Consider the following 17467-nt stretch of genomic DNA (forward strand, 5'->3'; position numbering starts at 1 on the left):
GCCGCCACGCGCACAACGCCGTGGCGGCTCTTTGCTTTTGCCACTTCCCCCCAAATTCTTTCCGCCCCGAAAGGTAATTAACAGCCCATTAACTTTGTGCTGCGAAACAGATTGGCGTTGTTTTCAGGGGTTCCGCACAGATGTCATCGAACCTGCGAAATCTGATCGCGCAGAGCTCGATGTCCCGCGGCGGACCGGGTTCTGAAGGGTTTGGCCCGGACGCCCAGGCGGAACACCTGCCCGGCAAGCCGGGTGGTTTCGCAGAGATGTCGGCGGCCTTCCTGCCCCTGGATGCCCCGCGATCCTGCGCGGTCAGCGGCTTGCGGGCGGAATGCGCCAGCGATGCCCTGGACGAAGGCCACATGCTGGACCTCATGGCGCAGACCTATGGGCTGGAGCGCGTGGACCTTTCCAAGTCCCCGCCGGATCCTGCCCTTCAGGCGCTCGTCGATCCGCAGTTCTGCCTGCACCACCAGATCATCCCATGGCGCTACCATGACGGGCTGCTGATCTGCGCCACGGCCCTGCCGGAACATTACATGGAAGTCGTCAGCAAGCTGGCCTATCGCCTGAGGACGGAAATGCGGCTTGGCCTGCGCCCCGTCGTTGCCACGAGGGAAGAGGTCCAGATGGCGGTTGCCGCTTCCAACCGGGATGCGCTGACACGCAGAATGGCGGCCCGTGTTCCCGCTTCCGAAAGCTGCCGCACCTGGTCTGCCACGCTGGGGCGGCTGCGTGCGACCGCGCTGATCCTTGCCGCCCTCTGCACGTTGATCCTGTTGCAGCCAGCCTGGGCCCTCGCCGTACTAACAGGCTGGGGTGTCGTGACCCTGGCCATCGCGATGGTGCTGAAGGGCGCGGCCGCGACGATGTTCCTCCTGACCCGCCCCCGTAGAGGCCTGCGCGCCGGCCTTCGCACTGGCGCACGCCCCCCACCAGCATCCGACCTGCCTGCCATCTCGGTCCTGGTGCCGCTGTTCCGCGAACGCCGGATCGCCTCGACACTACTCAAGCGGCTGGAAAAGCTGGAATATCCGCGTGACAAGCTGGAAATCGTCCTGGTCCTGGAAGAAACGGACGAGATCACCAGGGATGCCGTCACGCAACAACCGCTGCCCGCCTGGTTCCGCGTGGTGATCGTGCCCTCCGGCGCCCCCCAGACCAAGCCGCGCGCGATGAACTATGCGCTCGACTTCTGCCGGGGAGAGATCATCGGGATCTACGATGCAGAGGACGCGCCGGACCCAGATCAACTGATGAAGGTCGCGCACCGCTTTGATGCCGCCTCGCCGCGCCTTGCCTGTCTGCAGGGGGCGCTGGATTACTACAATCCACGCCAGAACTGGCTATCGCGCTGTTTTACCGTGGAATATTGCACCTGGTTCCGCCTCGTCCTGCCCGGCATGGCCGCGCTCGGCTTTCCTATTCCACTTGGGGGCACCACGCTCTTCATCCGCCGGAACGTGCTCGAAATTCTTGGCGGATGGGACGCCCATAACGTGACCGAAGACGCGGACCTGGGCATGCGGATCGCCCGGCATGGCTTCCGGACTGAGCTTCTGGACACCACCACGCGTGAAGAAGCGAACTGCGTCGCCCTGCCCTGGGTCAAACAACGTTCGCGCTGGCTGAAAGGGTATCTGGTCACCTATCTGGTTCACCTGCGTCAGCCCCGGCGCCTGCATCGGCAACTGGGGCCATGGCGCAGCCTCGGGTTCCACGCCCATTTCCTGACAGCGATCTCCCAGTTCATCCTCGCCCCGCTGCTCTGGAGCTTCTGGCTCATGCTGATCGGACTGCCGCACCCGCTGCTGCATCTTGTCCCCGGTGGCCTTCTGACCACCTGCGCCGTCCTTTTCTTCCTGGCGGAGCTGCAGAATATCGCGCTCGGCCTGATCGCGACGCGCCGGGCCGATCATCGCCACCTTTGGCCCTGGGTGCCGACGATGCACCTCTATTATCCGCTCGGCGTGCTCGCCATCTACAAGGCCCTGTGGGAACTGGTGGTCAACCCGTTCTACTGGGACAAGACCCAGCACGGGCATTCCCTGTCCGAAGATACGACAGAGCAGAGCCGGCCGGAGGCGGGTTAGACCCGATCCTCGTTCCGCTCCGCGTCCAGCTTCAGCCGGGTGACGAAGGCCTTGGAAATATGCTCGCGCAGGGCCGACGTGGCCAGTTGCTCATCCCGCGCGGCGATTGCGCGAACGATGGCCTCATGCTCCGCCAGCGCCAGCTCCCCCCGGCCTTCCGCCGCAAGGGAGGTCGTGGCCAGAAGCGCCATCGACCGATGCACCAGGTCCAGCTGCTGCACCAGGAAACGGTTGTGCGACGCAAGGTGGATCTGGTGGTGGAAACGCTTGTTCGCCCGCGCCAGGGCCGCCGGATCCCCGAGCAGCTGCTTGTCGTGGGCGACCATGTCCTGCAGCACGCGCACCTCTTCCGCGGTGGCATGGCGCGCGGCCAGCCCTGCGGCCAGACCTTCCAGCTCCGCCCGCACGACGTAAAGCTCCGCCAGCTGGTTGTGATCCAGCGAGGCCACGATCAGGGACCGGCCATCGCGGGTCAGCAGGCTCTGTGTCTCAAGCCGTTGCAATGCCTCGCGGATCGGGGTCCGGGACACGCCGAAGCGTTCAGCGAGTTCGCTTTCCACGAGGCGGTCGCCGGGCCTGTAGACGCCCACGTCGATTGCCTCAAGGATCAGCGAATATGCGTCGCCCTGCGGGGGTTTGCTGGCCATGTCTGCGAGTTCCTTTCGTGATCCGGTCACATTAGGCAATGCGAGGCCGGGGTTGCAAGAGCACCCCCCTGCGGCGCTTGTACTCGGGGCGCGACAGGACTAGCTTCGCGCCCATGCCAAAGGCCTCTTTCGAACACGTCACCACCTGGGTCTTCGACCTCGACAACACGCTCTATCCGCCGGAGGCGCGCCTTTTCGACCAGATCGAAAAGCGCATGACCGCCTGGGTGATGGAGGCCCTTCAGGTCGAGGCGGAGGAAGCCGATCACCTGCGCTCCGAGTACTGGCGCGATCACGGCACCACGCTTGCGGGTCTCATGCGACTGCACGATGTGGACCCCGGCCCCTACCTGACCCATGTCCACGACATCGACATGACCCACCTGGAACGCGACCCGGCCCTGGCGGCCAACATCGCCGCCTTGCCCGGCCGGAAGATCGTCTTCACCAACGGCTCCGCCCCCTACGCCGAGAAGGTGCTGGAGGCGCGCGGCCTGGACGGCCTCTTTGACGCCATCTATGGCATTGAAAACGCGGATTTTCACCCCAAGCCGGATCGCGCCGCCTATGACGTGGTCTTCGGGGCTGACGGGCTGGACCCGACCAGAAGTGCCATGTTCGAGGATGACCCCCGCAACCTGGCGCAACCGCATGCCATGGGCCTTGCCTGTGTCCATGTCGCCCCCGCCCCCGTCGAGGCAGAGCATGTGCACTTCCACACCGACGACCTGAGCGCATTCCTGGGTAAACTTCTGTGAGCGACCGCATGTCGCTTTGCCTGAGGCGGGTTTTGCCCCCATCTGTGCCCCAGAGGTAATGCGAGGACACCACATGACGGACACGACCGCCCCGGCGCCCCGACGCGCCTACCATCTCATCCCCCTGCTCGGCTGGATCCTGCGTGATCTTGAGCGGGATTTCCGCGGCAACATCGGCTACGCCCTGGTCATCGTCTTCACCCTTCTGGTGCTGGCGATCAAGACCTGGGGCCTCGTGGCCCTGAGCATGACCGCCCTGGCCTGCGTGCCGGTGATGTTCGCGATCCTGATCCTGATCTCCCGGGGGTGATCCCCGCCGGTCAGGTGCATTTCGGCGAAGGAGGCCGGACCATGGAAGAGCGCTACGATATCGTCATCTCCGGCGGGGGCGTCGCGGGCCTGAGCGCGGCCGCGGTCTTCGGCTCCGACGGGTTCCGCGTGCTCTGCCTCGATCCGGCGCCGCCCGTGACCGACGGCGGGGCCGAGGGCGCCGACCTGCGTACCACGGCCTTCCTGCAGCCCGCCCAGTCCCTGCTGGAAGAAGCGGGCCTGTGGCAGAAGCTCTCCCCCTTCGCGGCGCCTCTGCGGATCATGCGGATTGTCGACGCCGGCGGACCGGAGCCGGAAGCCCGCGTCGTCCGCGACTTCGACTCGACCGAGATTTCGGACCGTCCCTTTGGCTGGAACCTTCCCAACTGGCTGCTGCGGCGGGAAATGGTCGCCCGGCTGCAAGAGCTTGATACGGTTGAATTCCGTCCCGGCACGGGCACCAAGTCCCTGTTCACCCGGGAAGCGGAGGCCATGGTTGGCCTGACGGACGGCACCCGCGTGCGGGCACGGCTGGTCCTTGCGGCGGACGGGCGCAATTCGCCCATGCGTCAAGCCGCCGGGATCGGCGTCACCACCCGGCGCTACGGGCAGAAGGCCCTGGCCTTCTCGGTTTCGCACCCTGTCCCGCACGAGAATATCTCGACCGAAATCCACCGCTCCGGCGGCCCCTTCACCCTGGTCCCGCTTCCGGACCTCGACGGCACGCCCTGCTCTGCCGTGGTCTGGATGGAAGACGGGCCGCGCGTGAAGGAACTGGCGGAGATGGAAGTCGCTGATTTCGAAGCGGAAATGCTGCGCCGAAGCTGTGGCATCCTGGGCCCGTTGACCCTGCGGACACGGCGGTCCGTCTGGCCCATCATCACCCAGGTTGCCGAACGCATGTCGGGCGAAAGGCTTGCCCTGATGGCAGAGGCCGCCCACGTGGTGCCGCCCATCGGCGCTCAGGGGCTGAACATGTCGCTTGGCGACCTGCGGGCGCTGCGGGACCTTGCCCTGGCCGCGCCGGACCGGCTGGGTGATGCGCGCATGATGGAAGACTACCACCACGCCCGCCACCGAGAGGTCCAGATCCGCGCCGCAGGCATCGACGCGCTGAACCGCGCGAGCCAGATTTCTTCCCAGCCTCTCAGGGACTTGCGGGCCGCAGGGCTGAACGCGCTCTACTCCGCCGCGCCCGTGCGCAAGGTCCTGATGCAGATGGGCCTGGGCGCGCGGGGCTGAGCTATCCCAGGGGACCGGGAAGGCGCTCTTCGGAGAGCATGACATTGGCATCGACGCTGCCCACGCCGGGCAGCGTCATGATGCGACGTCGCAGCACACGTTCGAAGTCGGGAATGTCCCGCGCACTGACCCGCAGGCGGTAATCATAGACGCCAAGGATGTGTTCGATCGTCTGCACTTCCGGGATAGCGGAGACGGCGCGTTCGAAATCATCCAATGATGCCCGCCCCTTAGTCGCCAGCTTGATGCCAAGGAAGACGGTCACGCCGAAGCCCAGCCGGGCGAGATCAAGGTCGAGGCGGCGGGCGGCGAGGACGCCTTCGTCCTGCAGGCGGCGAATGCGGCGCCATGTGGCCGGCTGGGACAGACCGAGGCGCCGACCAAGGGCGCCCGCGCTCTGACTGGCGTCCTCGGCCAGGGCACGCAGCAGGGCGCGATCTATATTATCCAGCGAAATCATAGCGGTACAGATTCGTCATACTTGACGCGGGCGACGTGCATCAGGGCGTCGATGTCGGTGATGTGGGGGAGGGTCAGGATCTTTTCGCGGTAAAGCTCACGATAATGGGTCAGATCACGGGCTATAACCCCGAGGCGCGCATCGACCTGACCAAGAAATGTCTGGATTTCAAGGACTTCCGGAATCAGCCGCGCCTGGGCCGCGAACTCTTCGAAGGCACGCGGCTGGCTCTTGTCCAGGGTGATCCGAAGCGAGACTTCGACCTCGTATCCGAGCGCATGCCAGTCGATCACGGCGCGGACTCCGCGAATGATTCCAGAGGCTTGCATCCTCTCGATCCGCCGCCAGCAGGTGGCGGAGGTGAGGCCCGCGCGGTCGGCGATCTGGGCGGTGGAGGCGGCGGGGTCGGCCTGATACTGGCGCAGAATGCGCCGATCCGTGTCATCCAGCATGAAATTTGCAACCATCACAAACTGACGAATAGATTTCTCAGATAATCGCAAATGATCGAGGTTTTTGCAACGCAAACCCCGTCACGCCGGGCGTATGTTGCAGGCATAACAGGGCCGAAACAATGGCCCGGCTGGAAGGAGACTCCGATATGCGCGTTTACTACGACCGCGATTGCGACATCAATCTGATCAAAGACAAGAAAGTGGCCATCCTGGGCTACGGTTCCCAGGGCCATGCCCACGCGCTGAACCTGCGCGACTCGGGCGCCAAGAACCTGGCCGTCGCCCTGCGCGAAGGCTCCGCCTCTGCCAAGAAGGCCGAAGCCGAGGGCCTGACCGTCATGGGCATCGCCGAAGCGGCCGCCTGGTGCGACGTCATCATGTTCACCATGCCCGACGAACTTCAGGCAGAGACCTACAACAAGTACGTCAAGGACAACCTCAAGCCCGGCGCGGCCATCGCCTTTGCCCACGGCCTGAACGTGCACTTCGGCCTGATCGAAGCCCCCAAGGGCGTCGACGTCATCATGATGGCCCCCAAGGGCCCCGGCCACACCGTGCGCGGCGAATACACCAAGGGCGGCGGCGTGCCCTGCCTGGTCGCGGTTGAAAACGACGCCTCCGGCAAGGCCCTGGAAATCGGCCTGTCCTACTGCTCCGCCATCGGTGGCGGCCGTTCGGGCATCATCGAAACCACCTTCCGCGAAGAATGCGAAACCGATCTTTTCGGTGAGCAGGCAGTGCTTTGCGGCGGCCTGGTCGAGCTGATCCGCGCCGGTTTCGAAACCCTGGTCGAAGCCGGTTACGCGCCGGAAATGGCCTACTTCGAATGCCTGCACGAAGTGAAGCTGATCGTCGACCTGATCTACGAAGGCGGCATCGCGAACATGAACTACTCCATCTCCAACACCGCGGAATACGGCGAGTACGTCTCCGGCCCGCGCGTCCTGCCCTACGAGCAGACCAAGAAGGCGATGAAGGAAGTCCTGACCGACATCCAGACCGGCAAGTTCGTGCGTGACTTCATGCAGGAAAACGCCGTCGGCCAGCCGTTCTTCAAGGGCACCCGCCGCCTGAACGACGAGCACCTGATCGAGCAGACCGGCGAGAAGCTGCGCGCCATGATGCCCTGGATCACTGCCGGCAAGATGGTCGACAAGACCAAGAACTGATCCGGGAGGAGGCCGCGGCGCCCCCAAGACCGCCGCAGGTTCCAGATGGACGGAAGGCCCCGCTTTGGCGGGGCCTTTTCTTTTGATCAGATCGGCCAATCGGGCCGCAGTCAGCCCTGCGAAAAGCCACGATTTTTTGATCACAAGGCGCGCCGATACGTGCCTTGAGTTGTTTTTCCAAGCCCTTGGGACGCCCCGAAAAAAACGTCGGTATTACGTCGGTATCGCGTCGGTAACGCATCGGTGCGAAATTTGCGCAAAAGAGCGCGCCGGAACGGATGGATCATGCGCGGCCGGAGGCGCCGGGAGCCTGCCCTGCCCCGCCTTATGCCCCGCCCTATGATCGGGCGTCAGCGTTCGGCGAGGTTGACGATACCGGCGCGCAGCCCGTCGGGCAGTTCGGCCACCAGGCCGAACATCTCTATCACCGAGGCGACATCGAGCTTTTCGAGGATACGCGCGCGGTGGTGATCCACGGTGCGCGGGCTGATGTCGAGGTGGCGCCCGATGTCCTTGGAGGAGATCTCTGCCGGGTGGCGCAGCATGTGTTCGACGATCTCCGCCTCCCGCCGGGTGAGGCGACCGAAGCGTTCGACCAGCTCTGCCTCATGCGCCTGGGCGGCAACCATGGCCAGCGCCGCCGCATGGGCATCCTTGATCCGTTCGATCAGCGTGCCCTGGCGGAAGGGTTTTTCCAGGAAGTCGATGGCCCCGCCCCGGATCGCCTGCACCGCTTCGGTCACGCCGCCATGGCCGGTGATGAAGATGATCGGCACCGGCATGCGTTCGCGCAGCACGTGGTCCTGCAGGTCCAGGCCCGACATGCCGGGCAGGCCGTAATCGAGGATCAGGCAGCCGAGCTCCCCCGGTTCGTAGGCTTCCAGGAAGCTTTCGGCGGTTTCGAAGGTGCGCACGGGCAGCCCGCGGATGGAAATGGCCCGCGACAGAGCGCGGCGCACATCCGGGTCGTCATCCACCAGGAAGACGGTAAAACTGGCCTGGTCTTCGTTCATTGCCCGCCCTCTCCGTTCGGTTTAAACGCCCGGCCGGCCCATTGCGGCACCGGCCCGCCGCCCGCCGCCGGGCTGCCCGGCGGGGCCTCTGCCGAGGGCAGCAGCATCAGGAAGCGCGCGCCGCCTTCGGGCCCCGGTTCATACCAGAGCTTGCCGCCATTGGCGCGCACGATGCTCTGACAGATCGAGAGGCCGAGGCCAAGGCCATCGGGCTTGGTCGTCTGGAACTGGGTGAAGAGCGAGATGGAGCTGTCGACCCCCGGGCCGTTGTCGGCCACGGTCACCAGCCAGTCTCCCTGCAGCCGGATGGCGGAGACTACGATGACGCGGTTGTTGGAGCGCACCTGGGTCAGCGCCTCGATCGCGTTGCGCATGAGGTTGACGAGGACCTGGGCGATCTGCACGCGGTTGCCCAGCAGCCAGGTATCGGCGGGGCAGTCGGTGCGCAGGCTGACGCCGGCCTCTTCCGCTTCGTGCAGGACGAGGCGCTGGACCTTCTCGATCAGCTCGCAGAGGTCGAAGGGGGTGATCTTGCTTTCGTCCTTGTGGACGAGGCCGCGCAGGGCGTTGATGATCTCCCCCGCGCGCAGGGCCTGTTCCTCCACCTCCTGCAGGGTTTCGATCAGGTCGCCGTCGGCGCCGGAGCTTTGCAGCATGTAGAGGGCGGTGCCGGCGTTCTGGGCGATGGCGGCGAGCGGCTGGTTGAGTTCATGGGCCAGGCCCGAGGCGAGCTGCCCCATGGTGTTGTCGCGGGCCAGCGCGGACATTTCGCGGTTGAGGGCGTCGATCTCCGTTTCCTTGTCGTGCGCCTCGGTGACGTCTTCGACGGTGAGGACGGAGTGCAGCGGGCGGCCTGCGGCATCGCGGATCATGATGGCATTGAGCCGGACCCAGGCGATGGCGCCATCGGCACGGCGGATGCGCAGGTCGCGGTCGGTGGAGAAATCGGCGATCTGTTCGCGGCCCAGGAGCTGCACCGCGGTGCGGTCGGCCGGCAGGACCAGTTCGCGCAGGCTGCGTTGGGTGAGCAGGTCCGCCGGCAGGCCGATGATGTCGCACAGGCGGGTGTTGACGCGCAGGAAGCGGCCCGAGACCGGGTCGAGCTGGGCCATGCCGCGCGAGGACATCTCGAAGGTGCGGCCGTATTCGTATTCGGCGGCGCGGCGGGCGGCGATCTGCTGCGTCAGGGCGGTATTGGCGGCCTCGAGCTCCCTGTAGGTGCGGGGCGCGGGGGCGTCGGGGTCGACCTCCCCCTGGGAGATGAGGGCGGAGCGCACGGCAAGCGCGCGGACGGGGCGGTAGATGGCGCGGGCGAGGACGAGGCCGATCAGCCCGGTGCCGAGGGCCACGGCAACCGCGATCCAGATGTTGATGCTGCGGTTTTGCTTGATCTCGGCGATGAAGTCGTCTTCGGGGGCGTAGACGCCGATTGTCCAGGGCAGCTGTTCGGAGAGGATGGGCATGGCCAGGGCGACGTAGCGGCGCCCGTCGTGGGACAGCGTGGAGGCATGTTCGGTCGTGACTTCCGGCTGGCCCGGCGCGAAGAGCCCGGCAAAGGCCGCGCGGGCGATGGGATCGCCGTATTCGTCGATGCGGGTGAAGCGCAGGGAGCCATCACCGGCCGTGGTCTTGAGCAGTTCGGGGTTTTGCCCGGCGATGACATCGCCGTTGCGGTTGATGATCAGCGCCCGCCCCGTCCGGCCGATCTGCAGACGGGAGAGGAAGTTGGAAATCTCCGATATCTCGATATCCACACCGATGACCCCGGCGACCTGCCCCTGCGGAGACAGGACCGGCGCGGCCAGGGTGATGCCCGGCTGGCGGGAGGAGAAGAAGATGTAGGGATCGGCCCAGATCGTTTCCCCCGCCGCCGCCGCGCCCCGGTACCAGGGCCGCTGCCGCGGATCGTAGGTGTCGCCCGGGTCTTCCTCCTGCCGGACGATGTTGAAATCCGCATCCCGCCAGATCAGCACCGTATGCCGCCCCTCCGCATCGCGGGTGATGAACTTGGTCCGGAACAGCTCTGACCCGGTGGAGCCATCCTCGTTCCATTCCCGGGAGGCGGCGTGATCGCGCATGACGAAGACGAAACTGCCGTCTTCGCGGCCCAGGTACATGCCCGAGGCCTGGGTCGCCAGTTGCAGCTGCTGGAACAGAAGCTGTTCCAGGACCTGCGGATCGTCGGAGGCAACGATGCGGTTCTGCGCCAGCCGCACCGCCAGTTCGGCCGAGTCATGCGCCGGCTTCAGGAAACCGCGCGAATGTTCCATCGAGTTGAGCCCGACATTGCGCAGCAGGGCGCGCGCATGGAAGATCAGCACCTTTTCCGAGGTCACGTAGGAGGAAAAGACGATGGCCAGCACCGCCACGAGCTGTAGCCCGGCAAGCCCCAGAAAGAGCGGCAATCCCAATGACTTCTTCACGTCGACCCCCGGGGTAGCATGTTCTTCGGCCAGTCGCGGCCAGGGCCGCGAACCGGTTCGATCAGGCGGGCCGGCCCCCCTATCTGCCATTCGCGGCCCCCCGGAGACCATAGGCAAATCTACCTAGGCAATGATACGCATTTTGCCCTGGCGCGACTCGGGATAGGGTTGAAACATCGTCGACGATTGCCCCTGAACGGCCAACATCCCCAATCTGGTCGTGGCAAAAAGAGTGGAGCAGAGCTTTCGGGCCCGCAACACCTCGGTTACCGGCACTCGGGAAGTCCCGCCCGAGTGCCGGTTTTACCATGCCTGCATGTCAGGAAATGGGGGCAGTTTCACCAGTATCGCGTCATGCGCAGGGTCCTTCGGGGCCCTTTTTCGTGTTTCGGGCAGGCGGATCGGGGCGGTCTGTGCGGGCACGCTGAAAGGGCAAGGTTGATAGGGGGGCGAGCTGCCCCGGGCGATGCACCCGTGGTGGGCGGGGCGGATGGATATTTGGGGCCAGAAAATGGGAGGAGCGCGGCGCGCCGGGGGCGGCGGACCGGGATTCGGGTTCGGGTGGCGAGAGCGCGCGGGCCAGGTCTTGTCACGGCGTCTTGCCACGGCGTCTTGTCATGAGGGGCCACGGCGGCCATCATCCAGCCATTCTACGGCCCCTTTGCACGGCCCCAATGACTTCACCGCGCAGTTTCCTGCGAAAGCCCCGCATTCATCCGGGGCTTCCCCGAATATTGAACCCGGTAATTGAACCAAGTGATTTAACCAGGAGATCATGAATGACCCAGAGGAGCCCCGCGATCGCGCCCGGCATGAAGTTCATCGTCATGGATACGATCAGGAACACCAGGAAGAACGGCCTGGCCGCCGGCAAGGACTGCTTCATCCGCTATGTCGATGGGGCCTTCATCTCGATCTACTTCACCCAGATTGGCCAGATGGATCTGAAGGTGCCGCGCGCGCTCTTCGGGACCAACTTCCAGGCGGATCCTTACAGCCCGAAGATGACGAATTACGTGCTGAAGGAGCATGCCCAGGCGGAGTACAAGTAGGGCGGGATTTATCCCGCCATCCCCCAAGCCATAGCCCGCGCCAGCCCTTACGCCTGCCCCTGCACCACCGCCTGCCAGAGGCGGATCGCCTGCACGGTTTCGGCCACGTCGTGGACGCGGACCATCTGCACCCCCTGGGCGATGCCCGCCAGGGCCACGGCGATGGAGCCGGGCGCGCGGTCCCGGGCCTCTGCCGCGCCGCCGATGGATCCGATGAAACGCTTGCGCGAGACACCCAGCAGGATAGGGCAGCCGTGGCCGTGGAAGAGCGACAGCCGGTTGAGCAGTTCGACGTTGTGCTGCGCGGTCTTGGCAAAGCCGATGCCGGGATCGGCTAGGATGCGGGCGCGCGGGATACCAGCCGCCTCGACCGCGGCGATGCGCGCCTCCAGCTCGTCGTAGACGTCCAGCAGCACGTCGTCGTAGTGCGGATCGAGGTGCATGTCGGCGGGGGCCTTGCGCATGTGCATGACGCAGACCGGCAGGCCGAAAGTGGCGGCGACATCGGCCAGCGCCGGGTCATGGGCAAAACCCGAGACATCGTTGATCAGCCCTGCGCCCGCTTCGGCCGCGGCGCGGCCCACCGGCGCCTTGCGGGTGTCGATGGAGATCGGCAGGCCGAGGGCGGCCATGGCGCGGATCACCGGGGCAGTGCGGTCGATCTCTTCGGGCACGGGCACATCGGCGGCGCCGGGGCGGGTGGATTCGCCGCCCACGTCGATCATGTCGGCGCCGGCCTCGGCCATGGCGCGGGCATGGGCGAGCGCCGCTTCGGGCGCATCGTGGCGGCCCCCGTCGGAGAAGCTGTCGGGGGTGGTGTTGAGGATGCCCATGACCGTGGGCCGGTCCATCGGCAGCCCCGCCAGCGCGGGCCGGGGGCGGCAGAGGCGGCGCTGCCAGTCCTCCGGCAGGTCGGCGGCCGGGGCGTAGCGGGGGGGTGTGCCGCGTTCCAGCACCTCCACCCGATCGAACCAGAGCGGGCCGCCGGCCAGCGGCAGGGCGCCTTCGGGGCGGGGGCCGGATTGCGGCACGGGACGGTAGTAGAGGGTCATCGGATCACTCCGGCAGTGGGGGCAGCGGCAGCGGATGGGTGATGTCGCAGGCGGTGATGCGCAGGACACCCGTGGCGGCGGGCGCGGGCGCGCCGAGGAGCAGCAGGTCGGAGGCCGACATCTGTTCGGCAAACCACAGCGCCAGACCGGTGCCGTCGCCCACGGCATCGGGCCGGTCGCCCACGGCATCCAGCACGATCTTCGACGGCGCCCAGAGGGAGACCTGGCCGTGCTTCATCGCCCAGTCGAGCTCGGTCCGGGTGTTGACGACGACGCAGCGGCGGTCGCGGGCGGCCAGCACCCAGGCGGCCTGTTCGATGGCCAGCAGGTCGATCCGCCGCTGGGTCTGTGGCAGGGCGGTGACGGGACGTTCCCAGAGGCCCGGACCGCAGGTGAGGATCACCGGGCGCCCGGTCCCTTCGAGCTGGTCCAGCCAGGCCGGCAGCAGGTCGGAGCGCGTGGCGGGTTCGGACAGGAAGACCACCAGCGGATGCGGCGTGGCGGAGGCCGGATCGCGCAGCGGGCGGGCGGCGGCACCGTCTTCGCCCTTGGCGCGGACGATCTCCACCCCGAGCGCGCCGGGGCCGCGATCCAGCTTCTCGATCCGGGTGAAGACCTTCAGCGCCAGCGGTTCGGCCAGGATGCGCAGGGACACGCGCTCGGCCAGGGTTTCCAGCAGGTTCAGCCGTTCGGCCGCCAGCTCCGCCGCGATCGCCTCGGTGATCGTGTCGTAGGAGAGGATGCGGTCGACGTCATCTTCGACCGGGTCGTCGTCGTGCCGCACCTCGACCACGATGTTGAAGCGCAGGCGCTGCACGCGGCCGCGTTCCTGCTGGAATGCGCCGATTTCCACCTCCGTGAGGTAGTCGCGCAGGGAAATGCGGTCGGCAGGCGTGTCGCCGGACAGGGCGACGGAACGGGCCAGCGGATGGCCGAATGCCTGGGTGATCTGATCGGACATGGGGCCCCCGGGGTAATCGTGTCGCCTTCATGTCAGAGACTGCAGGGAAAGGCAAAGCAACGCCCCGCGGAAAGCGGCGCATCGGTCGACCCATGCGGCACCCGTTCGATCAGCGCGCGCGGCCCCTGTGGTTTCAACCCGCCGGAAATACTCCGGGGGAGGCTCCGGTACGGAGACGGGGGCAGAGCCCCTGCCCGGCTGGCCCCTGCGCCCGTGGCGGACGGGGCAAGTGAGTATTTGGGGCGGGTTGAAGACAGGGAGCAGCGCGTGGGAGGCGCCGGGGCACGGGGGACCGTGCGTGGCAGGTGCCCCCTTGCGAAAGTCCTGCGCGGAAGGGCCGGATGCGGGGCTGTTTGGCGAGCCGTGAGCCGGGCGCCGGGATCGCAGGCGGAAAGGGCTGGCGTCGGGGACGGGCTTCGCGCTGGATCTTCCGAGGCTGCGGCCAGGCGGCCGCAGGCGGGATCAGTTCTGCGTCAGGCGGGTCGGCATGCGGTAGAACTGGTGCACGCCGATGGTCGCCGTGCGGTCGAACTTGCGCGACCATTTCGGCGAGACGTGGAGGGTGTGGTAGAAGGTGGCGCCATCGGTCAGGGGACGCGGCGCGTCATCCTTGAGCATGATCGCCGCGATCTTGGCCACGCGCGCATAGGCGGAGGGTTCGTGGATCGCCTCGGTCCGGCCATCGCAGGTATAGGTGAACTGGCAGGCGAACTTGCGCCCGGTGCCCTGGTGCACCACGCCGCAGACGGTGCCCGGGAAGCTGGGGCTGTCGACGCGGTTCAGGATCACCTCTGCCACGGCGAACTGACCCTTCACGCTTTCCCCGCGTGCTTCGAAGTAGAGCGCTTCGGCCAGGCACTGGAACTGGTCGCCCCCGGCGCCCGCCGGCTGTTTGGCCAGCCATTCGCGGGAATATTCCACACCTGCCGCCACCGGTTTTGCCGGACGCTTGAGGAAGGCGGCAAGACGCCCCCCGGGAACCGACTTCAGCCCCTGTGCCTCTGCCTCCATCGCGTCCGCCATGGGGTTTGCCCGCGCGGAGGTACCGGCCCCGAAGGCCAGGAGAACTGCAACGGCAGCAAGGGTCAGAGAGGTCGCAATGCGCATCGGGTATACCTTTTGTGGCACGCCCGCAGGCGCCGCAAGGCCGGTTCCGTAACGAAAAGCTGAGGAACCGTCCAGTCCGTAGCGAATTGAACCCGAAAACCTTACCGTGACCTTGCGTGCGAGCCATGTCGCCCGGTCATGACAACCCCCTGTAATCAGGAGGTTTTGAAGGCCCGTGCCGGCAGGGTCGGCCGGATGCGCAATTGTGCCGCAGCCAGCCGTGCAACCGGCACACGAAACGGCGAACAGGACACGTAGTCGAAGCCGGCGTCGCGACAGAAGGCAATTGATTCGGCGTTACCGCCGTGTTCACCACAGATCGACAGGATGAGGTCCGGGCGGGCAGCACGCCCCCGTTCTGCCCCGATCATGAGCAGTTCGCCCACGCCTTCGGTGTCCAGGGTGTGGAAAGGATCCTCCCGGAACACTCCCTGCTTGACATAGTCGGACATGAACTTCCCGGCGTCGTCGCGCGACAGGCCGTAGGTCATCTGCGTCAGGTCGTTGGTGCCGAAGGAGAGGAAGGCGGCGTGGGGCGCGATCTCGCCCGCCTTGAGCGCGGCGCGGGGCGTTTCGACCATGACGCCGAGCCGGTAGGTGAAGGTCTTGCCGGTCTCGTTGCGCACCGCCGCCGCCACGGCGTCGATGCGGGTGCGGACCATTTCGACCTCGCGCTTGGCGGAAACGAGGGGGATCATGATCTCGGGCACCACGGGGGCGCCTTCGCGGGAAGCCTCTATCGTCGCCTCGAAGATGGCGCGGGCCTGCATCTCGTAGATTTCGGGGATGGTGATGCCGAGGCGCACCCCGCGCATGCCGAGCATGGGGTTGTATTCGCTGAGCGATTCCACCCGGCGGGTGACATCGGACAGCGGCAGGGAGAGCGCTTCGGCCAGTTCGCGCAGGCCTGCCCGGTCAGAGGGCAGGAATTCGTGCAGCGGCGGGTCGAAGAGGCGGATGCAGACCGGCTTGCCCTGCATGATGCGGAAGAGCTCGATGAAGTCGGCGCGCTGCATGGGCAGCAGCCGGTCGAGCGCGGTGCGGCGGTCGGCGGGGGCGTCGGCGAAGATCATTTCGCGCATCACCGTCAGGCGACCGGGATCGAAGAACATGTGTTCGGTGCGGCAGAGGCCGATGCCTTCGGCGTCGAAGCGGCGGGCGACCTCCGCATCGGCGGGGGTGTCGGCATTGGCGCGGATGCCGATGTCGCAATATTCATGCGCCCAGGTCATCATCGCCTGGAAGGCATCGTCGCGGGCGCTCTCGATCAGCGGCGCCTCTCCGGCCAGGATGGTGCCGTTGGTGCCGTCCACCGTCACCACGTCGCCCGCGCGCAGGGTGCGGCCGTCGGAGGTCTTCAGCCGTTCGGCCTTCATGTCGAAGGCGAGGCCCGAGCAGGAGACGACGCAGGGCAGGCCCAGGCCGCGGCCGATGACGGCGGCGTGGGAGGTGATCCCGCCGCGTTCGGTCATCACGGCGGCGGCGGCATGCATGCCGCGGATGTCCTCGGGCCCGGTTTCGCGGCGCACCAGGATCGTCGCCTCGCCCCGCGCCTTGGCGGCCTGGGCGGCGGCGGCGGAGAAGACGAGCTTGCCTGTGGCCGCCCCCGGGGAGGCGGCGATGCCGGAGCCCAGCACGTCGCGTTCCGCCTTGGGATCGACCTGCTGGTGCAGCATTTCGTTGAGCGCGCGGCTGTCGACCCGGCAGAGCGCCTCGTCCCGGGGGATCACGCCGTCTTCGGCCAGGGCCACGGCGATGCGGACGGCCGCGCGGGAGGAGCGGGAGACGCGCAGGGCATCGAGGACATGGACATTGCCGTTCTCGATGGTGAATTCGGTCTGCATCTCCTCCCGCAGGCGGAAGCGCATGAGTTCGCAGTATTCCACCAGCCGGTCATAGGCCTCGGGCGCCAGTTCCTGCAGCGAGGGGCCGCGGTCGTCGCGGGCGAGGTAGAGGGCGGAGGAGCCTTCGCGCAGCGCCTCGCGGTGCTGCGACTGGGAGAGGTAGCGGCCGGTGATCCGTGGCAGGCCGGTGGTGGAGGAGACGAGTTGCATCACCCCCGAGCCGCATTCGCCGGACCGCCCGAGGCCGAGCGCCATTTCCTGCACCACCAGGCCCAGCCCGGCATCGGCGGGCGCGCCCTTGGCCTGGCGCAGCAGCCGCGCGGTGGTGCCGCGCCAGGCGCGGGCCATGGATTTCAGCACCGCCGCCAGTTGCACCCCGGCGTCCTGGGGAAACTCCTCCTCCGTCTCCTCGCGATAGGCGCGGAGCATTTCCGTCAGGGCCTGGGGGCCGGAGGCGGGCAGATCCTCGAACATGTCGGGATCGAGGCGTTCGACATGCACCGAGTAGGTGCGCACGAAGCTGCGGTAGAGGGCACAGGCGGCCTCTTCGCCGATCTGCTCGGCCAGGCGGGCGCGGGTGGCGTCGTTCATGCCGATGTTGAGCACGGCGGAGGGACCGCCCCAGTCCGGGTCCTCGGACGAGGGACGGACGCAGAGCAGGGGATTGTCGCCGAAGGGGCTGAGCAGGTCGGACATCGAGGGCAGGCGCCCTTCGGCGATGTCGTTCACGGCCTTGAAGGAGAGCGCGACGGTCTGGGGTACGGGCAGTTGCAGGCGCACGAGGCGCTGCAGGCACTTGGCCCGGCCGCCATGGGTCTGGGTCGCCACGGGCGCGGTTTCCGTGATGCGCGTGATATGCGGATTGTCGTCTTGCACCGCAGC

Annotated in this window: 15 protein-coding genes; 6 read left to right on the plus strand and 9 right to left on the minus strand. The window is 66.8% G+C overall.

The window, feature by feature from the left end; genetic code table 11:
• The first annotated feature begins 140 nt into the window (after positions 1-140).
• Positions 141-2093 (plus strand): glycosyltransferase family 2 protein, encoded by a 1953-nt coding sequence (locus tag AC2IR1_RS16900; RefSeq protein ID WP_486473136.1) that lies wholly within the window; start codon positions 141-143, stop codon positions 2091-2093.
• On the opposite strand, the gene AC2IR1_RS16905 is transcribed toward AC2IR1_RS16900, so the two are convergent.
• Entirely contained in the window at positions 2090-2740 is a 651-nt protein-coding gene (locus tag AC2IR1_RS16905; RefSeq protein ID WP_486473137.1) for a GntR family transcriptional regulator, read from the minus strand. The genes AC2IR1_RS16900 and AC2IR1_RS16905 overlap by 4 nt on opposite strands.
• A gap of 113 nt (positions 2741-2853) precedes the next feature.
• Between AC2IR1_RS16905 and AC2IR1_RS16910 the strand changes: the two genes are divergently transcribed.
• From AC2IR1_RS16910 to AC2IR1_RS16920, 3 genes are all read left to right on the plus strand, one after another.
• Positions 2854-3498, plus strand: coding sequence for a pyrimidine 5'-nucleotidase (locus tag AC2IR1_RS16910; RefSeq protein WP_486473138.1), 645 nt, complete (start codon positions 2854-2856; stop codon positions 3496-3498).
• A gap of 73 nt (positions 3499-3571) precedes the next feature.
• On the plus strand, positions 3572-3808 hold the full coding sequence (locus tag AC2IR1_RS16915; RefSeq protein WP_486473139.1) for a hypothetical protein: 237 nt from the start codon (positions 3572-3574) through the stop codon (positions 3806-3808).
• A gap of 41 nt (positions 3809-3849) precedes the next feature.
• Positions 3850-5049, plus strand: coding sequence for a UbiH/UbiF family hydroxylase (locus tag AC2IR1_RS16920; protein WP_486473140.1), 1200 nt, complete (start codon positions 3850-3852; stop codon positions 5047-5049).
• 1 nt (position 5050) lies between these two features.
• On the opposite strand, the gene AC2IR1_RS16925 is transcribed toward AC2IR1_RS16920, so the two are convergent.
• Positions 5051-5509: an Lrp/AsnC family transcriptional regulator gene (locus tag AC2IR1_RS16925; RefSeq protein WP_486473141.1), complete on the minus strand. Its 459-nt coding sequence runs from the start codon at positions 5507-5509 to the stop codon at positions 5051-5053.
• Positions 5506-5961 (minus strand): Lrp/AsnC family transcriptional regulator, encoded by a 456-nt coding sequence (locus tag AC2IR1_RS16930; RefSeq protein WP_486473142.1) that lies wholly within the window; start codon positions 5959-5961, stop codon positions 5506-5508. The genes AC2IR1_RS16925 and AC2IR1_RS16930 overlap by 4 nt, the downstream gene beginning before the upstream one ends.
• A gap of 149 nt (positions 5962-6110) precedes the next feature.
• On the opposite strand from AC2IR1_RS16930, the gene ilvC reads away from it, so the two are divergent.
• Complete coding sequence (gene ilvC, locus AC2IR1_RS16935) at positions 6111-7133, plus strand: ketol-acid reductoisomerase (RefSeq protein WP_486473143.1); 1023 nt, start codon at positions 6111-6113, stop codon at positions 7131-7133.
• A gap of 350 nt (positions 7134-7483) precedes the next feature.
• Here ilvC and AC2IR1_RS16940 read toward each other — a convergent pair whose 3' ends face one another.
• Together AC2IR1_RS16940 and AC2IR1_RS16945 are read right to left on the minus strand one after the other, a co-directional pair.
• Positions 7484-8146: a response regulator transcription factor gene (locus AC2IR1_RS16940; protein ID WP_486473144.1), complete on the minus strand. Its 663-nt coding sequence runs from the start codon at positions 8144-8146 to the stop codon at positions 7484-7486.
• On the minus strand, positions 8143-10569 hold the full coding sequence (locus AC2IR1_RS16945) for a sensor histidine kinase (protein ID WP_486473145.1): 2427 nt from the start codon (positions 10567-10569) through the stop codon (positions 8143-8145). Before AC2IR1_RS16945 ends, AC2IR1_RS16940 begins: the two co-directional genes overlap by 4 nt.
• Before the next feature lie 779 nt (positions 10570-11348).
• Here AC2IR1_RS16945 and AC2IR1_RS16950 point away from each other — a divergent pair.
• Positions 11349-11621 carry a hypothetical protein gene (locus AC2IR1_RS16950; protein ID WP_486473146.1) on the plus strand — a complete coding sequence of 91 codons (273 nt, stop codon included), beginning with the start codon at positions 11349-11351 and terminating at the stop codon, positions 11619-11621.
• A gap of 47 nt (positions 11622-11668) precedes the next feature.
• Here the strand turns inward: AC2IR1_RS16950 and folP are convergent, their stop codons facing one another.
• From folP to AC2IR1_RS16970, 4 genes are all read right to left on the minus strand, one after another.
• A complete protein-coding gene (gene folP, locus AC2IR1_RS16955; RefSeq protein WP_486473147.1) occupies positions 11669-12673 on the minus strand; it encodes a dihydropteroate synthase in 1005 nt (334 codons plus the stop codon).
• A 4-nt stretch (positions 12674-12677) separates the two neighbouring features.
• Positions 12678-13634 carry a dihydroneopterin aldolase gene (locus AC2IR1_RS16960; RefSeq protein WP_486473148.1) on the minus strand — a complete coding sequence of 319 codons (957 nt, stop codon included), beginning with the start codon at positions 13632-13634 and terminating at the stop codon, positions 12678-12680.
• A gap of 462 nt (positions 13635-14096) precedes the next feature.
• A complete protein-coding gene (locus AC2IR1_RS16965) occupies positions 14097-14741 on the minus strand; it encodes a cell wall hydrolase (RefSeq protein ID WP_486473149.1) in 645 nt (214 codons plus the stop codon).
• Positions 14742-14896: 155 nt separating this feature from the next.
• Positions 14897-17461, minus strand: a complete 2565-nt coding sequence (locus AC2IR1_RS16970) for a putative PEP-binding protein (protein ID WP_486473150.1) — start codon at positions 17459-17461, stop codon at positions 14897-14899.
• Positions 17462-17467 lie beyond the last annotated feature (6 nt).

The organism is Pseudooceanicola sp. NS-SX8, from assembly GCF_057380755.1.

Excerpts from the sequence above, each read along its gene's own strand:
- AC2IR1_RS16900 (WP_486473136.1), top strand. The coding sequence starts at position 141 with ATGTCATCGAACCTGCGAAATCTGATCGCGCAGAGCTCGATGTCCCGC.
- AC2IR1_RS16905 (WP_486473137.1), bottom strand. The coding sequence starts at position 2,740 with ATGGCCAGCAAACCCCCGCAGGGCGACGCATATTCGCTGATCCTTGAG.
- AC2IR1_RS16910 (WP_486473138.1), top strand. The coding sequence starts at position 2,854 with ATGCCAAAGGCCTCTTTCGAACACGTCACCACCTGGGTCTTCGACCTC.
- AC2IR1_RS16915 (WP_486473139.1), top strand. The coding sequence starts at position 3,572 with ATGACGGACACGACCGCCCCGGCGCCCCGACGCGCCTACCATCTCATC.
- AC2IR1_RS16920 (WP_486473140.1), top strand. The coding sequence starts at position 3,850 with ATGGAAGAGCGCTACGATATCGTCATCTCCGGCGGGGGCGTCGCGGGC.
- AC2IR1_RS16925 (WP_486473141.1), bottom strand. The coding sequence starts at position 5,509 with ATGATTTCGCTGGATAATATAGATCGCGCCCTGCTGCGTGCCCTGGCC.
- AC2IR1_RS16930 (WP_486473142.1), bottom strand. The coding sequence starts at position 5,961 with ATGCTGGATGACACGGATCGGCGCATTCTGCGCCAGTATCAGGCCGAC.
- ilvC (WP_486473143.1), top strand. The coding sequence starts at position 6,111 with ATGCGCGTTTACTACGACCGCGATTGCGACATCAATCTGATCAAAGAC.
- AC2IR1_RS16940 (WP_486473144.1), bottom strand. The coding sequence starts at position 8,146 with ATGAACGAAGACCAGGCCAGTTTTACCGTCTTCCTGGTGGATGACGAC.
- AC2IR1_RS16950 (WP_486473146.1), top strand. The coding sequence starts at position 11,349 with ATGACCCAGAGGAGCCCCGCGATCGCGCCCGGCATGAAGTTCATCGTC.
- folP (WP_486473147.1), bottom strand. The coding sequence starts at position 12,673 with ATGACCCTCTACTACCGTCCCGTGCCGCAATCCGGCCCCCGCCCCGAA.
- AC2IR1_RS16960 (WP_486473148.1), bottom strand. The coding sequence starts at position 13,634 with ATGTCCGATCAGATCACCCAGGCATTCGGCCATCCGCTGGCCCGTTCC.
- AC2IR1_RS16965 (WP_486473149.1), bottom strand. The coding sequence starts at position 14,741 with ATGCGCATTGCGACCTCTCTGACCCTTGCTGCCGTTGCAGTTCTCCTG.